The sequence below is a fragment of the Kitasatospora sp. NEAU-CNBT7 genome (genome assembly GCF_057220535.1).
Window position 1 is genome coordinate 81,521 of record NZ_JBXQQB010000017.1, and the last position, 15,629, is coordinate 97,149.

13 protein-coding genes and 1 tRNA gene are annotated in these 15,629 nt (G+C 73.6%); 7 read left to right on the forward strand and 7 right to left on the reverse strand.

The annotated features are described in order from the left end of the window. Window positions 1–17: 17 nt before the first annotated feature. Both AC2TEW_RS22225 and AC2TEW_RS22230 read right to left on the reverse strand, forming a co-directional pair. Window positions 18–488 (reverse strand): DUF4442 domain-containing protein, encoded by a 471-nt coding sequence (locus AC2TEW_RS22225; protein WP_484625079.1) that lies wholly within the window; start codon window positions 486–488, stop codon window positions 18–20. A gap of 63 nt (window positions 489–551) precedes the next feature. Next, window positions 552–1,838, reverse strand: a complete 1,287-nt coding sequence (locus AC2TEW_RS22230) for a hypothetical protein (protein WP_484625080.1) — start codon at window positions 1,836–1,838, stop codon at window positions 552–554. Between the two features lie 141 nt (window positions 1,839–1,979). Between AC2TEW_RS22230 and AC2TEW_RS22235 the strand changes: the two genes are divergently transcribed. From AC2TEW_RS22235 to AC2TEW_RS22245, 3 genes are all read left to right on the forward strand, one after another. Continuing rightward, a tRNA-Val gene (locus AC2TEW_RS22235) sits at window positions 1,980–2,051 on the forward strand. Window positions 2,052–2,706: 655 nt separating this feature from the next. Beyond that, window positions 2,707–4,128, forward strand: a complete 1,422-nt coding sequence (locus AC2TEW_RS22240; RefSeq protein ID WP_484625081.1) for a helix-turn-helix domain-containing protein — start codon at window positions 2,707–2,709, stop codon at window positions 4,126–4,128. Window positions 4,129–4,306: 178 nt separating this feature from the next. Then, a complete protein-coding gene (locus tag AC2TEW_RS22245) occupies window positions 4,307–6,436 on the forward strand; it encodes an AfsR/SARP family transcriptional regulator (RefSeq protein ID WP_484625082.1) in 2,130 nt (709 codons plus the stop codon). A 56-nt stretch (window positions 6,437–6,492) separates the two neighbouring features. On the opposite strand, the gene AC2TEW_RS22250 is transcribed toward AC2TEW_RS22245, so the two are convergent. Further along, a complete protein-coding gene (locus AC2TEW_RS22250; RefSeq protein ID WP_484625083.1) occupies window positions 6,493–6,675 on the reverse strand; it encodes a hypothetical protein in 183 nt (60 codons plus the stop codon). 210 nt (window positions 6,676–6,885) lie between these two features. Next, on the reverse strand, window positions 6,886–7,635 hold the full coding sequence (locus AC2TEW_RS22255) for a PP2C family protein-serine/threonine phosphatase (protein WP_484625165.1): 750 nt from the start codon (window positions 7,633–7,635) through the stop codon (window positions 6,886–6,888). Between the two features lie 300 nt (window positions 7,636–7,935). Between AC2TEW_RS22255 and gcl the strand changes: the two genes are divergently transcribed. Continuing rightward, window positions 7,936–9,717 (forward strand): glyoxylate carboligase, encoded by a 1,782-nt coding sequence (gene gcl, locus AC2TEW_RS22260; protein WP_484625084.1) that lies wholly within the window; start codon window positions 7,936–7,938, stop codon window positions 9,715–9,717. A gap of 77 nt (window positions 9,718–9,794) precedes the next feature. Here the strand turns inward: gcl and AC2TEW_RS22265 are convergent, their stop codons facing one another. Then, window positions 9,795–11,207: a ricin-type beta-trefoil lectin domain protein gene (locus tag AC2TEW_RS22265; RefSeq protein ID WP_484625085.1), complete on the reverse strand. Its 1,413-nt coding sequence runs from the start codon at window positions 11,205–11,207 to the stop codon at window positions 9,795–9,797. Between the two features lie 322 nt (window positions 11,208–11,529). On the opposite strand from AC2TEW_RS22265, the gene AC2TEW_RS22270 reads away from it, so the two are divergent. Further along, the gene (locus AC2TEW_RS22270) at window positions 11,530–13,410 is read left to right on the forward strand and encodes a ricin-type beta-trefoil lectin domain protein (protein WP_484625086.1); all 1,881 of its coding nucleotides are present in this window, start codon (window positions 11,530–11,532) and stop codon (window positions 13,408–13,410) included. An 8-nt stretch (window positions 13,411–13,418) separates the two neighbouring features. Here AC2TEW_RS22270 and AC2TEW_RS22275 read toward each other — a convergent pair whose 3' ends face one another. Both AC2TEW_RS22275 and AC2TEW_RS22280 read right to left on the reverse strand, forming a co-directional pair. Then, window positions 13,419–13,634 carry a DUF4190 domain-containing protein gene (locus AC2TEW_RS22275; protein WP_484625166.1) on the reverse strand — a complete coding sequence of 72 codons (216 nt, stop codon included), beginning with the start codon at window positions 13,632–13,634 and terminating at the stop codon, window positions 13,419–13,421. Between the two features lie 114 nt (window positions 13,635–13,748). Further along, the gene (locus tag AC2TEW_RS22280; RefSeq protein ID WP_033820724.1) at window positions 13,749–13,901 is read right to left on the reverse strand and encodes a hypothetical protein; all 153 of its coding nucleotides are present in this window, start codon (window positions 13,899–13,901) and stop codon (window positions 13,749–13,751) included. Between the two features lie 93 nt (window positions 13,902–13,994). Here AC2TEW_RS22280 and AC2TEW_RS22285 point away from each other — a divergent pair, with 93 nt between their 5' ends. After that, window positions 13,995–14,633 carry a TetR family transcriptional regulator gene (locus tag AC2TEW_RS22285; protein WP_484625087.1) on the forward strand — a complete coding sequence of 213 codons (639 nt, stop codon included), beginning with the start codon at window positions 13,995–13,997 and terminating at the stop codon, window positions 14,631–14,633. 99 nt (window positions 14,634–14,732) lie between these two features. Next, entirely contained in the window at window positions 14,733–15,560 is an 828-nt protein-coding gene (locus tag AC2TEW_RS22290) for a S1 family peptidase (protein ID WP_484625088.1), read from the forward strand. The last annotated feature ends 69 nt before the right edge of the window (window positions 15,561–15,629 follow it).

Here is a 15,629-nt window from a genome sequence, read left to right on the forward strand (position 1 = left end):
GCGCCCCTGGGGGGCGGTCAGGTGGTGGCGGGCTTGCGGCGGACGTAGATCTGCTTGCGCACGCGGGCCACCACCGTGCCGTCGGCCGCCAGGACCTCGGTGTCGAACCACACCAGCGCCTTCTTGCCCTCCGCGGTCAGGTCGCGGATCTCGGCCAGCCGGTCGTCGGTGAGGTGGAAGTCGGCGAAGATGTCGCCCCGGCCCGGCGAGACGAACTCGATCTCGGCGGCGCTGTCCCAGACCAGGTAGCCGGGCCCGAGGTTCTGCATCACCAGCAGCATCCAGAACGGGTCGGTCATCGAGAAGATCGAGCCGCCGAAGTGGGTGCCGACGTAGTTGCGGTTCAGGCGCCCGAGGCGCAGCCGGACCCTGGCCGTCCGGAAGTCCGGGTCGAGCCGGATGACCCGGATGCCGGCGAACAGGTACGGCGGCCAGATGGTGAGCACGCGCCGGAAGGTGGACGCGGAGAGCTGTCTCTTTCGTGCCATGCGGTCACTCTAGCAAGCAAGTTACTCGCGGGTAGGGTGGAGTCCGGTACCACCGGAATGCCGTCAGTGGCTGCCCCGGATCATCGCCACCACCTCGGCCGCCGTCCGGCGCACCCCCTCGAGCTCGGTCAGGAAGTGCCAGTAGTCCGGGTGCCTGCCCGCCTCCTCCAGCTGGGCCACCGCCCGGTCCAGCCGGCCGACCGCCGCGTCGAGCGGCGCCGCGTGCCGCGGGTCCGGCGTCTGGCGCCCGGACATCGCCAGCCGCTGCGCGTCCCGCAGTGCGAACCGGGCCCGGTCGATCTCCCGCTGCGGATCGTGCTCCACCTCGGTCAGCTGCCGCAGCCGGTCGGTCACCGCGGCCACCGAGCCCTCCGCGGTGTCCAGCAGCGCCCGGACCGTACCGATCGCCGCCGTCGCGTCCGGCCAGCGCTGCTCGTCGCGCGCCCGCACCGCCTCGGCCAGCTTCGCCTGTGCCGTCCGCACCGCCTCCGGGATCTGCGCCGGTACGTGCTGCAGGTCCTGCCAGCAGGCCACCGCGTACCGGCGGCGCAGCTCGCTCAGGGCCGGCTCCACGCTCGCCGAACGGGTCTCGAGCGCCTGGATCCTGGTCCGCAGGCTGCCCACCCGGCGGTCGATCTCGCGGGCCCGCTCGGGCAGTTGCCCGGCCTCGTCGCGGACCGCGTCGGCGCGCCGCCGGACGTCCTCGGCCCGGCGCAGGGTGTCCTGCACGCCGTGCCGGCCCGCGCCCTCGTTCAGCCGGGTCAGCTCCGGGGCCAGCTCGGCCAGCCGGGCCGCCAGGTCGTCCGCCCGCATCCCGGCCTCACGGACCGACTCCAGTGCCGTGGTCGCCCCCAGCAGTGACCGCTTGGCCTGCTCGACCGCCGGGGTCACCTTCATCAGCTGGGCCTCGGCGCGGTCCACCAGCGGCTGCAGCCGGCCCAGGAAGCCGGTCAGCTCGCCGCGCGCGGCGTCGAGCTGCCGCTGCGCCTGCTCCAGCTGCTGCCGGGCCCGGGCGGCGGTCGAGGACTCCAGTTCCTCGGCCTCCAGGTCGTGCGCGTCGAGCGCCGCCAGGTAGCCGACGGTCACCTCGTCCACCCGGGCGGAGATCTGCTGGAAGTCGGCCTGGGTGCGCCGCACGGTCTGCTCGTCCTCGACCGCGCGGACCGTCTCGACCGCGAGCTGGACCTCGCGCTGGGTGGAGTCGAGTTCGTAGAAGGCCTCCTGGGCGGCATCCCGGGCGGCCTTCGCGTCCGCCCGCAGGTTGTCGCTCCGACGCCACCAGCCGCCCCGCCCGCCGCCACCGCCGGCCACCCTCACTCCGCGCTCCCTCTCCAGCTCCGTACGCCTCATCCGTGCGCCCATTCTTGCCGATCTCCGCACCCCACCGGCACCCCCGGGAGGTACCGCCCGCAAAGGCGGCGGCACGGCCGCCGCCGGACCAGGTACTCTTGGCTGTCGCCGTACGGCCGGGCCACCGGATCCGCGGCACGCGGGCGCATAGCTCAGCGGTAGAGCGCCGCCCTTACAAGGCGGATGTCGGCGGTTCGAAACCGTCTGCGCCCACAGCAGGTGAACAGCACAGGAGCCCCGAACCGTTCCCGGTTCGGGGCTCCTGTCGTTCCCGGACGGCGACGCGGCCGCACCGCCCCATACGGCACCGCCCCGCACCGGCCCGCACCGGCCCTTCACCGGCCCGGCGTGCGCGGGAGCGCGGGGCGCGGCCCGGTGGGCGGCGGGCCGCCCGGATACCGTCGCGCGACCTCGGCGATACGCCGGTGCACCACCATGGTCGAAGGCGGTGCGGCGACCGGTTGGCACGGGGCGACCCGGCAGCACTCCGCCTCTTTCAGGACGGCGGTAGCCGACCGGTCGGTGACCGGTCCGGCCTGGCACCACGGGGGAGTGGACAGGCCGGACCGCAGGTGCCCGACCGGCGGCGCCCGGCACGCGTGAACCGGACCGAGGGTGGCACCCTCGATGAATCCGGTACGAACCGATGTCGGACGGCCGTTCGGACGCGGGTGCGCCGGTGGGACTTCTTCCGCCGGCGCACCCCTGTCGTTTCCCAGCTCCTGGCCCTGTGGGTGTGTCAGCCCCCGGCCGGTGCAGCACGACTGACGCGGCGACTTGTAGGTTGCCCTGGTCAGCTTGCGCCGTGCGGACGGGCACCCCCGGCCCTCGCACCGCTGCGGCGTTCGAGTAGAGGCTAGGAGACGCGTTGGCTCGCAAGCCCCGCCCCATCGATCCGACCGAAGGCCCGCTCCAGGCGTTCGCGTACGACCTGAGAGCCGTGCGGGAGGATGCCGGGAGCCCGACCTACCGCGTTCTGGCCGCCCGGGCCGGGTTCGGCGCCACCACGCTCAGCGACGCCGCCGGTGGCGTGCGGCAGCCGAGCCTGGAGGTCACCCTCGCGTACGTCGGCGCCTGCGGTGGTGACGTCGAGCTCTGGGAGCATCGATGGCACGCCCTGGAGCAGGAGTTGACCGAACGTCGGGCGGAGGCGGAGGCCCCGGAGGACGGTGCTGCCCCGGCCGGGCCCGAGCCCGCGCCGAAGTCCGAGCCCGAGTCCGAGCCGGCGCCCGCGTCGAAGTCCGAACCCGAACCCGAGCCCGAGCCCGAGCCCGAGCCGGAACCCGAACCCGGGCCGGGGCGGGGGCGTGAAGAGGGGCGGGAGCGGCAGCGGATACCCGGGCCGGCCGGCGGGCCGGTGGACGGGCTGGCCGACGACGGTGGCGAGGTACTGCCCCCGGCCCTGGGCGAGAGCTCCGAGGACGCCGTCGAGGCGGGCCGGTTCCGCCGGCTGCCGGCGGTCCTGACGGTGGTGGTCGTGGCGCTGGCCGTGGGTGTCAGTGCGCTGGTGCTGCCCAAGATGCTCGGCCGGTCGGCCTCGGGGGCCGCCGCCTCCGCGGGGGTGACGCCGAGCGCCACGGTGGTGCCGCCGTGCGCGGACTACGGCGGCCCGGGTGCGTTCTCCGGCACCACGTACCTCACCACCACCCGGGTGCGGGCGCAGCCGAGCATCACGGCCGAGACGCTGCAGCAGTACACGCCGGGCTGCCGGGTGGAGTTCATGGGCTACTGCATCGGCGAGGTGGTCAGCGACGGCACCTCGGGCACCCCGGACATGCGGTGGTTCCAGGTGCGCGGCGGCGGGGTCACCTCGTCGGCGGTCATTCACGGAAATCCGCCGAAGGGGATGAAGCCGACGGACTGTCAGGGCGGCGTGGGAATGCCGTCCGCGATATCCTTTACGGTCTCCCAGCCGATGGGTAGTATGGATACGGTGGAACTCCGGGCGTCCGGTGCGCAATTGGGGATCGTGGGATACGCCGGGTATTTCGTGGCCGGTGGCCTCGCGGCGCCCAATCCGCAGTGGCAGCAGATCGGGTTCACCGACCAGAAGGACCATCCGGGCTTCGTGCAGAACTGGCGGCTCGGCCCGGTGCGGTCCGAGCTGGCGCAGAAGGGGGACATCACGGTCGTCGCGGTCGCCTGCATGGGCGGGGAGGGGCCGACCGGGATCTACGACGCCCGGCACTACCGTCCCGGGGTCGAGGGCGAGCTGCCCGCCGCGGAGCTGAGCGCGGCCGAGGCGGCCGCCGCCTCGATCGCCGCCTGCGGGTTCCCCCGCACGGGCTGACGCTCCCCATACCCTCCCGAACCGGGACAGAACCGGCGCGGATTGTCCGCCATTGATTGACCGGAGGCTTGAGCGGCGCTGGACAACTCGCCCGCTCGATAGAAACGGAGGCGTTGATCGTCAGCGGTGATCCGGGCCCCGTCACTCCGGGGCCGGATCCCGGAGGGAGAGCCGGTAGATGGAGTTCTGCGTTCTTGGACCGCTGCTGGTCCGGGACGGTTCAGGCGTCCGTGTCGTCCCGGCGGCCAAACAGCGGGTGCTGCTGGCCGCCCTGCTGCTGCGGCCGGGACAGGTGGTGCCGGCCGATGTCCTGGCCGACACCATCTGGAATTTCGCCCCGCCGCCCAGCGCCTCGACCACCCTGCGCAACTACGTGATGCGGCTGCGCCGCGGCCTGGGGGAGGCCGGCGAGCGGATCGGGACGGGTGAGGGCGGCTATCTGATCGAGGTGGAGCCGGGGGAGCTCGACATCCACCGGTTCGACGCGCTGCGCGCCCAGGGGGTGGCGGCGCTGCGCGAGGGGGAGTGCGAGCAGGCGGCCGGGCTGCTCCGGGCGGCGCTCGGGCTGTGGCGCGGGCCCGCGCTGGCCGACGTGCCGTCGGACCTGCTGCACCAGTCCGAGGCGGACCGCCTGAACGAGGGCCGCCTGGACGTCGTCGAGGCCCGGGTCGAGGCCGAGCTGCGGCTCGACCGCCACCCGGCCGTGGTCGCCGAACTGCGGGCGCTCACCGCGGAGCACCCCGGCCGCGAGCGGCTGTGGGCCCAGCTGATGACCGCGCTGTACCGCAGCGGCCGCCGCTCCGAGGCGCTCGGCGTCTACCAGCAGGTCCGCCGGACCCTGGTGGACGAGATCGGGGTGGAGCCCGGGGCGGACATCCGCGAGGTGCACCAGGTGATCCTCCGGGACGAGCCGGTCGCCCCGCGGCGGCCCGATCCGGCGACCCTCACCGCCCCGGCGGCGACGAACGGCCCGGTGCGGGCGAGCGGTCCGATGCGGGCGAGCGGCCCGGTGCGGGCGAGCGGTCGGGCGGAGGTGAAGGGGTCGGCGGCGATCGGGGAGAACGCCGCCGGCCGGGAATTCACCGGAGGGGGGGAATTGCACGGGGCATTGGCGCCGGAGGAGCGCACTCTCCCGGTGATCCCGTTTCAGCTTCCGCCCGATATTGCGGATTTCACCGGCCGGGAGACGGAGATCCGGCAGATTTCCGAGGCCCTGGTCCAGGAGCGCGGCTGTCCCGCGGTGATCGCGGTCTCCGGCCAGCCAGGGGTGGGGAAGAGCGCGCTCGCGGTGCGTTCGGCGCACCTCTCCGCGGCGGCGTTCCCGGACGGGGTGCTGTACGCCGAGCTCGGCGGTACCGGCGCCGCGGTCGACCCCGGTGCGGTGCTGGCGTCCTTCCTGCTGGCCCTCGGGGTGGCGGCGGACGCCCTGCCCGCGGACACCGGCGCCCGCGCCGCGCTCTACCGGTCGGTGCTGGCCGGGCGCCGGCTGCTGGTCGTGCTGGACGACGCCCGCGACGGCGCCCAGGTGCGGCACCTGATGCCGGCGGACCCGGCCGCCGCGGTGCTGATCACCAGCCGCGGCCTGCTGGCGGACGTGGCCGGCGCCCGGCAGTTGGGGCTCGGCCTCCCCGCGGAGCCGGAGGCCCGGCTGATGTTCGGGCGGATCATCGGTCCGGAGCGGGCCGCGGCCGACCCGCGGGCGGCGGCGGACGTGGTGGCGGCCTGCGGCCGGCTGCCGCTGGCCGTCCGGGCGGGCGCGGCCCGGTTGGTCGCCCGGCCGGCGTGGACCGTGCGCGACCTGGCGGACCGGCTGTCCGAGGGCGGCCGGCCGCTGGACGAGCTGCGGATCGGCGGCCTCGACGTGCGCGGCAGCATCGCCCGCAGCCATCGGGCGCTGGACCCGGACGAGGCCCGCGCGTTCCGGCTGCTGGCCTGGTCGGACGCGCCCGTGATCACCCTGGCGGCCGCCGCTGCGGCGCTGGACGAGGCCACCGCCCGGACCGAGGAGCTGCTCGACCGGCTGGTCGACGCCCACCTGCTGGCCGCCCCGGCGCCGGGCTGCTACGGGTACCACCCGCTGCTGCGGTCGTTCGCCCGGGAGCAGAGCCTGCTCGACGACCCGGCGCGGCTGCGCGCCCGGGCCCTGACCTGCTCGGCCGTGACCGGACGGGCGGCGACCGCCGGGTACCCGGCCGGGGCGTCGGCCGCCCTGGCGGGCCGGATGTCCACCGCGCCGCGGGTACCGGCCCAGCGGCACCCCGGGTCCGGCTGCCCGACCTGCGCCCCGGTGGACGTGCGGGCGGCCTGAGACCCGCACGGCGCCCGCCGGGCCGTCCGCCGGTCGGGCCGGGCGTCCGCCGGTCGTCAGCGGTAGTCGCTCTCCCGGGCCGGGCGTCCCACCGGGACCGTCCGCAGCCGGCGCGCGCCCAGCAGGATCGCCGCCGCGCGGCGGGCGGCCCGCCACCGGCCGCCGTCGCGGGCCGCGGTGCCCGGCCGGAGCGCGGGTGCGGGCCCGGTGGGTGCCGCCGGTATCCGTACGTCGGTCATGTCGGATCTCCCCCTGGTCGGCCGCCGCGCGGGCCGGAGCCCGGCCCGCGGTCGGATGATGGCGCATCAGGCCATACGGCCCGTCCCGGATTCTACCCACCCCCGATCGCCGCCCCCGGGGCCGGGCCTTCGCGGGAAAGGGCGGGAGGTGTGCGAACCAGCTGCCCGGCGGGCGGGGAGGGGTGTCCGGCGGCCCGGCGCGGGGCCGGGTCAGTCGTCGAGGTGGACGGTGACCAGGGCGAGGGTGATGTTGTCCGGGCCGCCCGCCTCGATCGCGGCCCGCCAGAGTTCGAAGGCGGCCCGGTCGTCGGAGGGTTCCGCCAGGATGCGGATGATCTCCTCGTCCGTCACCGGGTCGGTCAGGCCGTCGCTGCAGACCAGGTAGCGCCCGCCGGTGGCGGGCAGCGGGTGGCTGGTGACGTGCGGTTCGACGGTGCGCGGTGAGACTGAGCCGCCCAGGGTCTGCGTGACGATGTTGGTGGTGCGCTGCCCGGGGGCCGGCGGCGGGCTGTCGTCGGTGCTCAGTCGGCGCAGGGTGCCGCCCGCGGCGTCGAGGACCCGGCTGTCGCCGACGTTGAAGACGATCACCTCCGTGCCGGTCACCACCAGGCCGGCCAGCGTGGTCCCCATCCCGATCAGGTGCGGCGCCTGCTCGGCGGCCTCGAACACCTCCTGGTTGCAGGCCAGTACGGCCTCGCGGACCGCCTCCTCGCCCGCGAGCCCGGTGCCGAGCGACGCCAGCCGGCGGACCACCAGCGCGCTGGCGACCTCGCCGCCCGGGTGGCCGCCGAGCCCGTCGGCGACCGCGACCAGGCACGGGCTGCCGAGCGGGAAGAGCAGCGTCTGCGGGCTCTCGGTGACCGTGCCGCAGACCGTCCACGGGCCGATCACCAGGCTGTCCTCGTTGTGGTCGCGCAGCAGACCGTCGTGGCTCAGTGCGCTCACCGTGATGTGGGCCATCGCGTCCCTCGTCCCCTCGCCCGCCCGTCGTCCGGACCCCATTGTGGCGGCCTCCTGCCGTCGGCCGCCGCCGCGCGCGCCGGGGCGGGTGCGGCGGGTGCGCAGGTGTGCCGAGCGGGGTGCGGTGACCGGGGGCGACGGTCGGGGTGCGGGCGGACTCCCCTTGACGGCCGCGCGGGGGTCGGCTTACTTTGCTTTCGCATACCAAAACTATTCTTCCGCATCGTGGAAACGCTGGCAGTCGGCGGCCCGCGGCGGAGGAGCCCCCGACCATCTCGGGCCGGACGCAGGAGAAACCCGATGCCTCGTATGACAGCCGCCCGCGCGGCAGTGGAGATCCTCAAGCGCGAAGGCGTTGAGGTCGCGTTCGGCGTGCCGGGCGCTGCCATCAACCCGTTCTACGCGGCCCTCAAGGCCTCGGGGGAGATCCGCCACACGCTCGCCCGCCACGTCGAGGGCGCCTCGCACATGGCCGAGGGCTTCACCCGGGCCAAGGCCGGCAACATCGGTGTCTGCATCGGGACCTCCGGCCCGGCCGGCACCGACATGATCACCGGCCTGTACTCGGCCATCGCGGACTCCATCCCGATCCTGTGCATCACCGGCCAGGCCCCGACCGCGGTCCTGCACAAGGAGGACTTCCAGGCCGTCGACATCGCCTCGATCGCCCGGCCGGTCACCAAGGCCGCCACCACCGTCCTGGAGGCCGCCCAGGTCCCCGGCGTCTTCCAGCAGGCCTTCCACCTGATGCGCTCCGGCCGGCCCGGCCCGGTCCTGATCGACCTGCCGATCGACGTCCAGCTGACCGAGATCGAGTTCGACCCGGAGACCTACGCGCCGCTGCCGGTCTACAAGCCCGCCGCGACCCGCGCCCAGATCGAGAAGGCGATCGGCTTCCTGCTGGCCGCCGAGCGCCCGCTGATCGTGGCCGGCGGCGGCATCATCAACGCCGACGCCGCCGACCTGCTGGTGGAGTTCGCCGAGCTGACCGGCACGCCGGTCATCCCCACCCTGATGGGCTGGGGCATCATCGCCGACGACCACGAGCTCAACGCCGGCATGGTCGGCCTGCAGACCTCGCACCGCTACGGCAACGCCAACTTCCTGGAGTCCGACTTCGTCCTGGGCATCGGCAACCGCTGGGCCAACCGCCACACCGGCGCCCTCGACGTCTACCGCCGCGGCCGCACCTTCGTCCACGTGGACATCGAGCCGACCCAGCTCGGCAAGATCTTCGCCCCGGACTTCGGCATCGCCTCCGACGCCAAGGCCGCGCTGGAGCTGTTCGTCGAGGTCGCGAAGGAGCTCAAGGCCGCCGGCAGCCTGCCCGACCGCAGCGCCTGGGCCGCCTCCACCCAGGAGCGCAAGGCGCAGCTGCAGCGCCGCACCCACTTCGACAACGTGCCGCTCAAGCCGCAGCGCGTCTACGAGGAGATGAACAAGGCCTTCGGCCCGGAGACCCGGTACGTCACCACCATCGGCCTGTCCCAGATCGCCGGTGCGCAGATGCTGCACGTCTACAAGCCGCGGCACTGGATCAACTGCGGCCAGGCCGGCCCGCTCGGCTGGACCATCCCGGCCGCGCTCGGCGCCGCCACCGCCGACCCCGAGACCCCGGTCGTCGCGCTCTCCGGCGACTACGACTTCCAGTTCATGCTGGAGGAGCTCGCGGTCGGCGCCCAGCACCGGATCCCGTACGTCCACGTGCTGGTCAACAACGCCTACCTGGGGCTGATCCGCCAGGCCCAGCGCAACCTGGACATCAACTTCCAGGTCAACCTGGAGTTCGAGAACATCAACTCCCCGGAGCTGGGCGTCTACGGCGTCGACCACGTCAAGGTCGTCGAGGGCCTCGGCTGCAAGGCGATCCGGGTCACCGAGCCGGACCAGCTGCTGCCCGCCTTCGAGGAGGCCAAGAAGCTGGCCGCCGAGTTCCGCGTCCCGGTCGTGGTCGAGGCCATCCTGGAGCGGGTCACCAACATCTCGATGGGCGGCGCCGGCATCGACGCGGTCAACGAGTGGGAGGAGCTGGCCACCGAGCCCGGCCACGCCCCCACCGCCATCAAGGCCCTGGCGGTCTGACCGGTCCGGCCCGGGTGCGGCCCGGCGGCGCTGCGAGCGCTGCCGGGCCGCACCCGCGCGGGGGTGCCATCGGGGGGTCAGGCCGGCAGGTGCCACTGCTGGTTGGCGGCGCCGGAGCAGTCCCAGATCTGCAGCCGGGTGCCGTTGGCGGAGCTGGGGCCGGTGGCGTCCAGGCAGCGGCCGGAGGCCGGGTTGACCAGCGTGGAGCCGGTGCCGGGCTGCCACTTCTGGGCGCCGGTGCCGTTGCAGTCCCAGAGCTGGATCTTGGTGCCGTTGGCGGTACCGGCGCTGGTCACGTCCAGGCACTTGCCGAGCGCCCGCACGGAGCCGTCGGTGGCGACGGTCCAGTTCTGCGCGGCGGTGCCGTTGCAGTCGTAGAGCTGGACGGCGGTGCCGTTGGCGGTGGCCGCGGCGGCGACGTCGACGCACTTGCCGCCGTATCCGGTGATCTGTCCGGTCCGCTGTCCGGGCGGGGTGCTGCCGCCGGTGATCCCGTTGAAGGTACGGGCGAACTGATAGGCGCTCTGCGGGGTGCCACTGCACGAGTCCGAGAGGGTGCCGTCGACCGCGCAGGCCTTGTCCCGGCCGAGCGCCCAGAAGGCGAGCAGCTGGATGCCCTTGCTCGCGGCGAAGCTCTCCACGGTGGCGGCGTCGGCGGTGGTGAAGACCTCGTTGGTGGAGTCGTTGACGCCGATCATCGGGGTGTTGCCCTCCATCGCCCACAGCTGCTGGGAGGTCTTGGTGGTCCAGATCTGCCCGAGCTGGGTGTGCAGGGCGGTGGCGGCGTCGGTGGCGGCCCTGCCCATGTCGAGGGTGGGGCCGTAGTCCATCGTCATGATGTTGACCACGCCGACGTTCAGGCCCCGGCTCTTGGCGTTGTTCAGCAGGCTGATCGAATCGGCCTCCAGCCCAGTGGGGTCGACCGGCAGCGTGTAGTGCACGGCGAGGGTCCGGCCGGCGGCGGCGTACTCCTGCTGGAGTTGGGCGAGGGCCTGGTTGCGGCGGTCGTTGGCGGCGGTGTCGCCGAGCGCGCCGCCCTCGATGTCGAGGTCGATCTTGGTCAGGTTGAGGGCGTCGACGACCTTCTTGTACTGGGCCTTCAGGCTGCTCACCGAGGTGCAGGCCTGGCCGAGCTCGGTGCCGGCGGCGCCGCCGAAGGAGGCGATCACATCGCCGCCGGCGGCCCGCAGGCTGTTCACGGCGGAGGTCCAACCGGCGTCCGTGACGGGGGTGTTGCCGTTGAAGGTGGCGTTGCAGCTGCCGTCGCTGATGACGAACGCGAGGGTGAAGTACTTGAGCCCGGTGGCGGACCGGGCGTTCGCGAGGGCGCCGGGGGAGCCCCAGGTCTCGACGTAGGGGGCGGCGTACTGCGCGGGGAAGCCCGGGCCGGGGGCGGCGGCCGCGCTCGCGGGTGGTGCGGCGGCCAGCAGGGTGCCGGCGGCAAGGGCGAGCGGGGCGACGGCGGCGGCCAGGCGTGAGCGACGTGGCACGGGAGTCCTCCTGGGGACCATGTGGGGGGCGGGCCATGGGGGAACGGCCTCTGACGGATCGTCGGAGGAGAGGTGCGCGGGGAGGTGGCACCGGAGTCAACTAGCCGCCGGAGGTGCCGTCAAGGGTTACCGTTGGGAACCTTTCCTAACTGATCAGGTGTCAATTCTCGAACGATCACTGCGAAATGCCCTGAGCTGAGCCTTCACAGGTTGACGACAATTGGTTCAGACCAAAGCCTTGACGCTTTGACGTGTCCAGGAGTTGAATCGCACCCCATCGCCCCACCACCCCACCTCTCGGCCACCGAAAGGCGGAGCCGACATGCCCAGGCACCCCCATGCCGCCCGTCCCCGCCGCACCGCCGCCGCCCTGCTGGCCGGCGCGCTGGCCGCCACCGGTCTGCTGGCCGGCGCCGGCAGCGCCCGCGCGGCGGGCGAACCCGTCTCGATCTGGCTGACCACCACCGACGACGCCGGCGGACGCCACGTCACCCGCGGTCTGCAGCCGCAGCAGCCGACCGCGTTCACCGCCGGCACCGGCAGCGGCGGTCAGCAGATCGCGGTGGACGAGTCCACCCGCTACCAGCAGTTCACCGGCGGCGGAGCCTCCTTCACCGACACCGCCGCCTGGCTGCTGAACGGCAGCGGCGCGCTCACCCCGGCCGCCCGGGACGACGCGATGCGCAGACTGTTCTCGCCCACCGACGGCATCGGGCTGTCCTTCGTCCGCAACCCGATGGGCTCCTCCGACCTCGCCCGCTACGGCTACACCTACGACGACCTCCCGGCCGGGCAGAGCGACCCCGCGCTGGCCGGCTTCTCCGTCGCCCACGACCTCGCCGACGTGCTGCCGCTCACCCGGCAGGCCCGGCAGCTCAACCCGGCGCTCACCGTGATGGCCTCGCCCTGGACCGCGCCCGCCTGGATGAAGGACAGCGGCAGCCTGAACGGCGGCTGGCTCAAGGCCGAGTACTACGACGCGTACGCCCAGTACTTCGTCAAGTACCTCCAGGCGTACCAGGCGCAGGGCGTCCCGGTGAACTACGTGACCGTGCAGAACGAGCCCACCTGCTGCGCCGGCTACCCGTCGATGAGCTGGAACGGCTCCGGCCTGCAGTACTTCACCGGCCGGCTGCTGCCCGCGCTGCAGAACGCGGGCCTGTCGGCCAAGGTCCTGGCGCTGGACTGGAACTGGGACCAGTACGGGGCGTACGCCGCCCCGACCGTCGACGACCCGGCGATCCGCAGCCACCCCAACTTCGGCGGCATCGCCTGGCACGGCTACGGCGGCGACGTCTCCGCGCAGACCACCGTGCACGACCGGTACCCCGCGCTGGACGCCTTCGACACCGAGCACTCCGGCGGCACCTGGATCGGCGACCAGCAGCGCGAGGACATGCACAACATCATCGACTACACCCGCAACTGGGGGAAGTCGGTGACCAAGTGGAGCCTGGCCGTCGACCAGGACATGGGCCCGCACTACGGCGGCTGCGGCACCTGCACAGGACTGGTCACGGTGCACGACGGGGACGGGCGCAGCGGCCAGGTGGACTACACGGTCGAGTACTACACGATGGGCCACCTCACCAAGTTCGTGAAGCCCGGCGCGTACCGGATCGCCTCCACCGCGAACCAGGCCGTGCCGAACGTCGCCTGGCTCAACCCGGACGGCTCGAAGGCGCTGGTGGCGTACAACGACAGCGGCTCGGCGCAGACGGTCCGGGTGACCTGGGGCGGACAGAACTTCTCGTACAGCCTGCCGGCGCGGACCTCCGCGACCTTCACCTGGAGCGGGCGCGGCGGTGGCGGCGGCTCCGGGCCGATCACCGGACTGGCGGGCAAGTGCCTCGACGTGGCGGCCGGTTCGACGGCCAACGGGACCGCCGTCCAGCTCTACGACTGCAACGGCACCGACGCCCAGCGCTGGAGCCTCGGTGCCGATGGCAGCGTCCGGGCGCTCGGCAAGTGCCTCGACGTGGCGGGCGGTGCGACGGCGGACGGCAGCAAGGTGCAGCTCTACGACTGCAACGGGACCGGCGCGCAGCGCTGGACCTACTCGGCCGCCTCGCACGACCTGGTCAACCCGGCCGCGGGCCGGTGCCTGGACGTGACGGACAACAGTTCCGCCAACGGCGCCCGGGCGCAGATCTGGACCTGCACGGGCGCGGCCAACCAGAAGTGGACGGCGCCGGCGGCCTGAGGCGCCGCTCAGCCCAGCTGGAGCAGGGTGCCGTGGCCGGCCACCAGGGCGCCGGCCAGGACCGCGAGATCGGCCACGCCGAGGGCGAGCCCGAGCAGGGCCCGCCCTCGGCGCGTGGTGCCGCGCACCAGGGCCAGCGTGGCGAGCGTGATGGCGATCGGGCCGAGGACCAGGTTGAGCAGGAGCAGGCCCGGCAGGGCGAGCACGAAGGAGGCGACGGCCATCTGGTCGGCCTCGAACCGGGTGCGGGGGAGGTTGTGCGCGGTGGGGTTCACGGCGGGTCTCCTGAGGGCGGGTCGGCTGGGTCCGGTCGGCCGGGTCGGGTCGGCCGCTTGGGTTCAGTGCCGGCGCAGGCGCGGCAGGTGCTCGCGGGCGCCGAAGAGCAGCAGCCAGGCGCCGATGGCGCCGGCGGCGAGCAGGAAGACCGGCATCGAGGTGTGCACCGCGGCGCCGGCCAGGACGCCGAGCAGGACGAGGGCGAAGAGGAGCATGGCGGCCTCCGGGGAGTTTCAGCTGACAACTGTTCGCTGACATTCCCCACTCTACGCTTCCCCGACTCGGCAAACAGTTGTTTACTGAATGATGTGAGTCACAGTGAGAACGGTGTAGGGGTGCGGCAGGCCCAGAAGCTGCAGAGCCGGCGCGCCCTGCTCGACGCGGGCCTGCACCTGTTGGAGCAGCAGAACCTGAGCGGCCTCGGCGTCCGCGAGGTGACCCGGGCGGCGGGGATGTCCCCGGCCGGCTTCTACCGGCACTTCAGCGGCATGTCCGAACTCGGCGTCACGCTGGTGGAGGAGTCGCTCGCCAGCCTGCACGGGATGATCCGCGGCGCCTTCGCCGAGCAGCGGGGGCAGCAGGACCCGGAGGCGCTGATCGACAGCGCGGTGGAGGTGGTCGCCGCGCACGTGCGGGAGCACCGGGCGCACGTACGCTTCCTGGCGCGCGAGCGGCACGGCGGGGTCCGCGAGGTGCGGGAGGCGATCGGTGCCGAACTGCGCCGGTTCGCCGACGAGGTGGCCGGGGCGCTGGCTGCTCAGCCGGTGTCGCGGGGGTGGTCGGCGGAGGAGGTCCGGATGCTCGCCGAGCTCTACGTCGACCTGCTGGTGACCTCCGCGACGGCCTTCCTGGAGGCCGGTCCGGAGGGCGAGCGGGAGGTCGCCCGCACCGCGCGCACCCGGCTGCGGCTGATCAGCGTCGGGCGGCGGCACTGGCGCGAGGGGTGACGGGGCGTCCGGGGCGGGCGCGGTGGTAGGGGCCGCGGTATTGACAGGTCGTCATGGCCGCGTCAAATTTTGAGGACCCCCACACCGAGAGGCACTCTCATGAAGAAGCCGCTCATCGGCGCGTCCTGCGCCGCCCTGCTGCTCTCCGGCGCGACCGCGCTGGCCGGCGCGTCCCCCGCCGCGGCCGCCTCCGCCGCCGTCACCTACGCCGGCACGGTGGCGCTCAGCAACTGCTCCGGCTCCCTGGTGCGGCTCCCCAACTCCACCACCGCGGACCCGGCCCTCATCCTCTCCAACGGGCACTGCCTCGAAACCGGCTTCCCCGGCCCCGGCCAGGTGCTCGTCAACCGCTCCTCCAGCCGGAGCTTCACCCTGCTCAGCGCCACCGGCGGCAGCCTCGGCACGGTCCGCGCCAACAAGATCGTCTACGGCACGATGACCGACACCGACATCTCGATCTACCAGCTGACCAGCACCTACGCGAGCATCCAGTCCCGGTACGGGATCAGCCCGCTGACCATCTCGGCCGGCCACCCGACCCAGGGCGCGGCGATCAAGGTGGTCTCCGGCTACTGGAAGCGCACCTACTCCTGCAACATCGACGGCTTCGCCTACCGGCTCAAGGAGGGGGCGTGGACCTGGAAGGACTCGGTCCGCTACACCTCCAGCTGCAACACCATCGGCGGCACCTCCGGCTCGCCCGTCATCGACACCGCCACCGGCCTGGTGACGGCCGTCAACAACACGGGCAACGAGGACGGCGAGCGCTGCACCGACAACAACCCGTGCGAGGTCGACCAGAACGGCAACGTGACGGTCCGCCAGGGCATCAACTACGCCGAGGAGACCTACGGCATCCCGGCCTGCTTCGCCCCCGGCAACCGGCTCGACCTGACCCTCGCGGGCTGCGTGCTGCCCCGGCCGTAGCGGCCGCGGCGCCGCGGTCGCGCCGGCCCCGGGCCGCCCGTCCCCCTCCGGCGGGCGGCCCGGGGCGCG

Bases quoted from the DNA above. Each gene is read 5' to 3' on its own strand.
- AC2TEW_RS22225 (WP_484625079.1), bottom strand. From the start codon at position 488: ATGGCACGAAAGAGACAGCTCTCCGCGTCCACCTTCCGGCGCGTGCTC.
- AC2TEW_RS22230 (WP_484625080.1), bottom strand. From the start codon at position 1,838: ATGAGGCGTACGGAGCTGGAGAGGGAGCGCGGAGTGAGGGTGGCCGGC.
- AC2TEW_RS22245 (WP_484625082.1), top strand. From the start codon at position 4,307: ATGGAGTTCTGCGTTCTTGGACCGCTGCTGGTCCGGGACGGTTCAGGC.
- AC2TEW_RS22250 (WP_484625083.1), bottom strand. From the start codon at position 6,675: ATGACCGACGTACGGATACCGGCGGCACCCACCGGGCCCGCACCCGCG.
- AC2TEW_RS22255 (WP_484625165.1), bottom strand. From the start codon at position 7,635: ATGGCCCACATCACGGTGAGCGCACTGAGCCACGACGGTCTGCTGCGC.
- gcl (WP_484625084.1), top strand. From the start codon at position 7,936: ATGCCTCGTATGACAGCCGCCCGCGCGGCAGTGGAGATCCTCAAGCGC.
- AC2TEW_RS22270 (WP_484625086.1), top strand. From the start codon at position 11,530: ATGCCCAGGCACCCCCATGCCGCCCGTCCCCGCCGCACCGCCGCCGCC.
- AC2TEW_RS22275 (WP_484625166.1), bottom strand. From the start codon at position 13,634: ATGGCCGTCGCCTCCTTCGTGCTCGCCCTGCCGGGCCTGCTCCTGCTC.
- AC2TEW_RS22280 (WP_033820724.1), bottom strand. From the start codon at position 13,901: ATGCTCCTCTTCGCCCTCGTCCTGCTCGGCGTCCTGGCCGGCGCCGCG.
- AC2TEW_RS22290 (WP_484625088.1), top strand. From the start codon at position 14,733: ATGAAGAAGCCGCTCATCGGCGCGTCCTGCGCCGCCCTGCTGCTCTCC.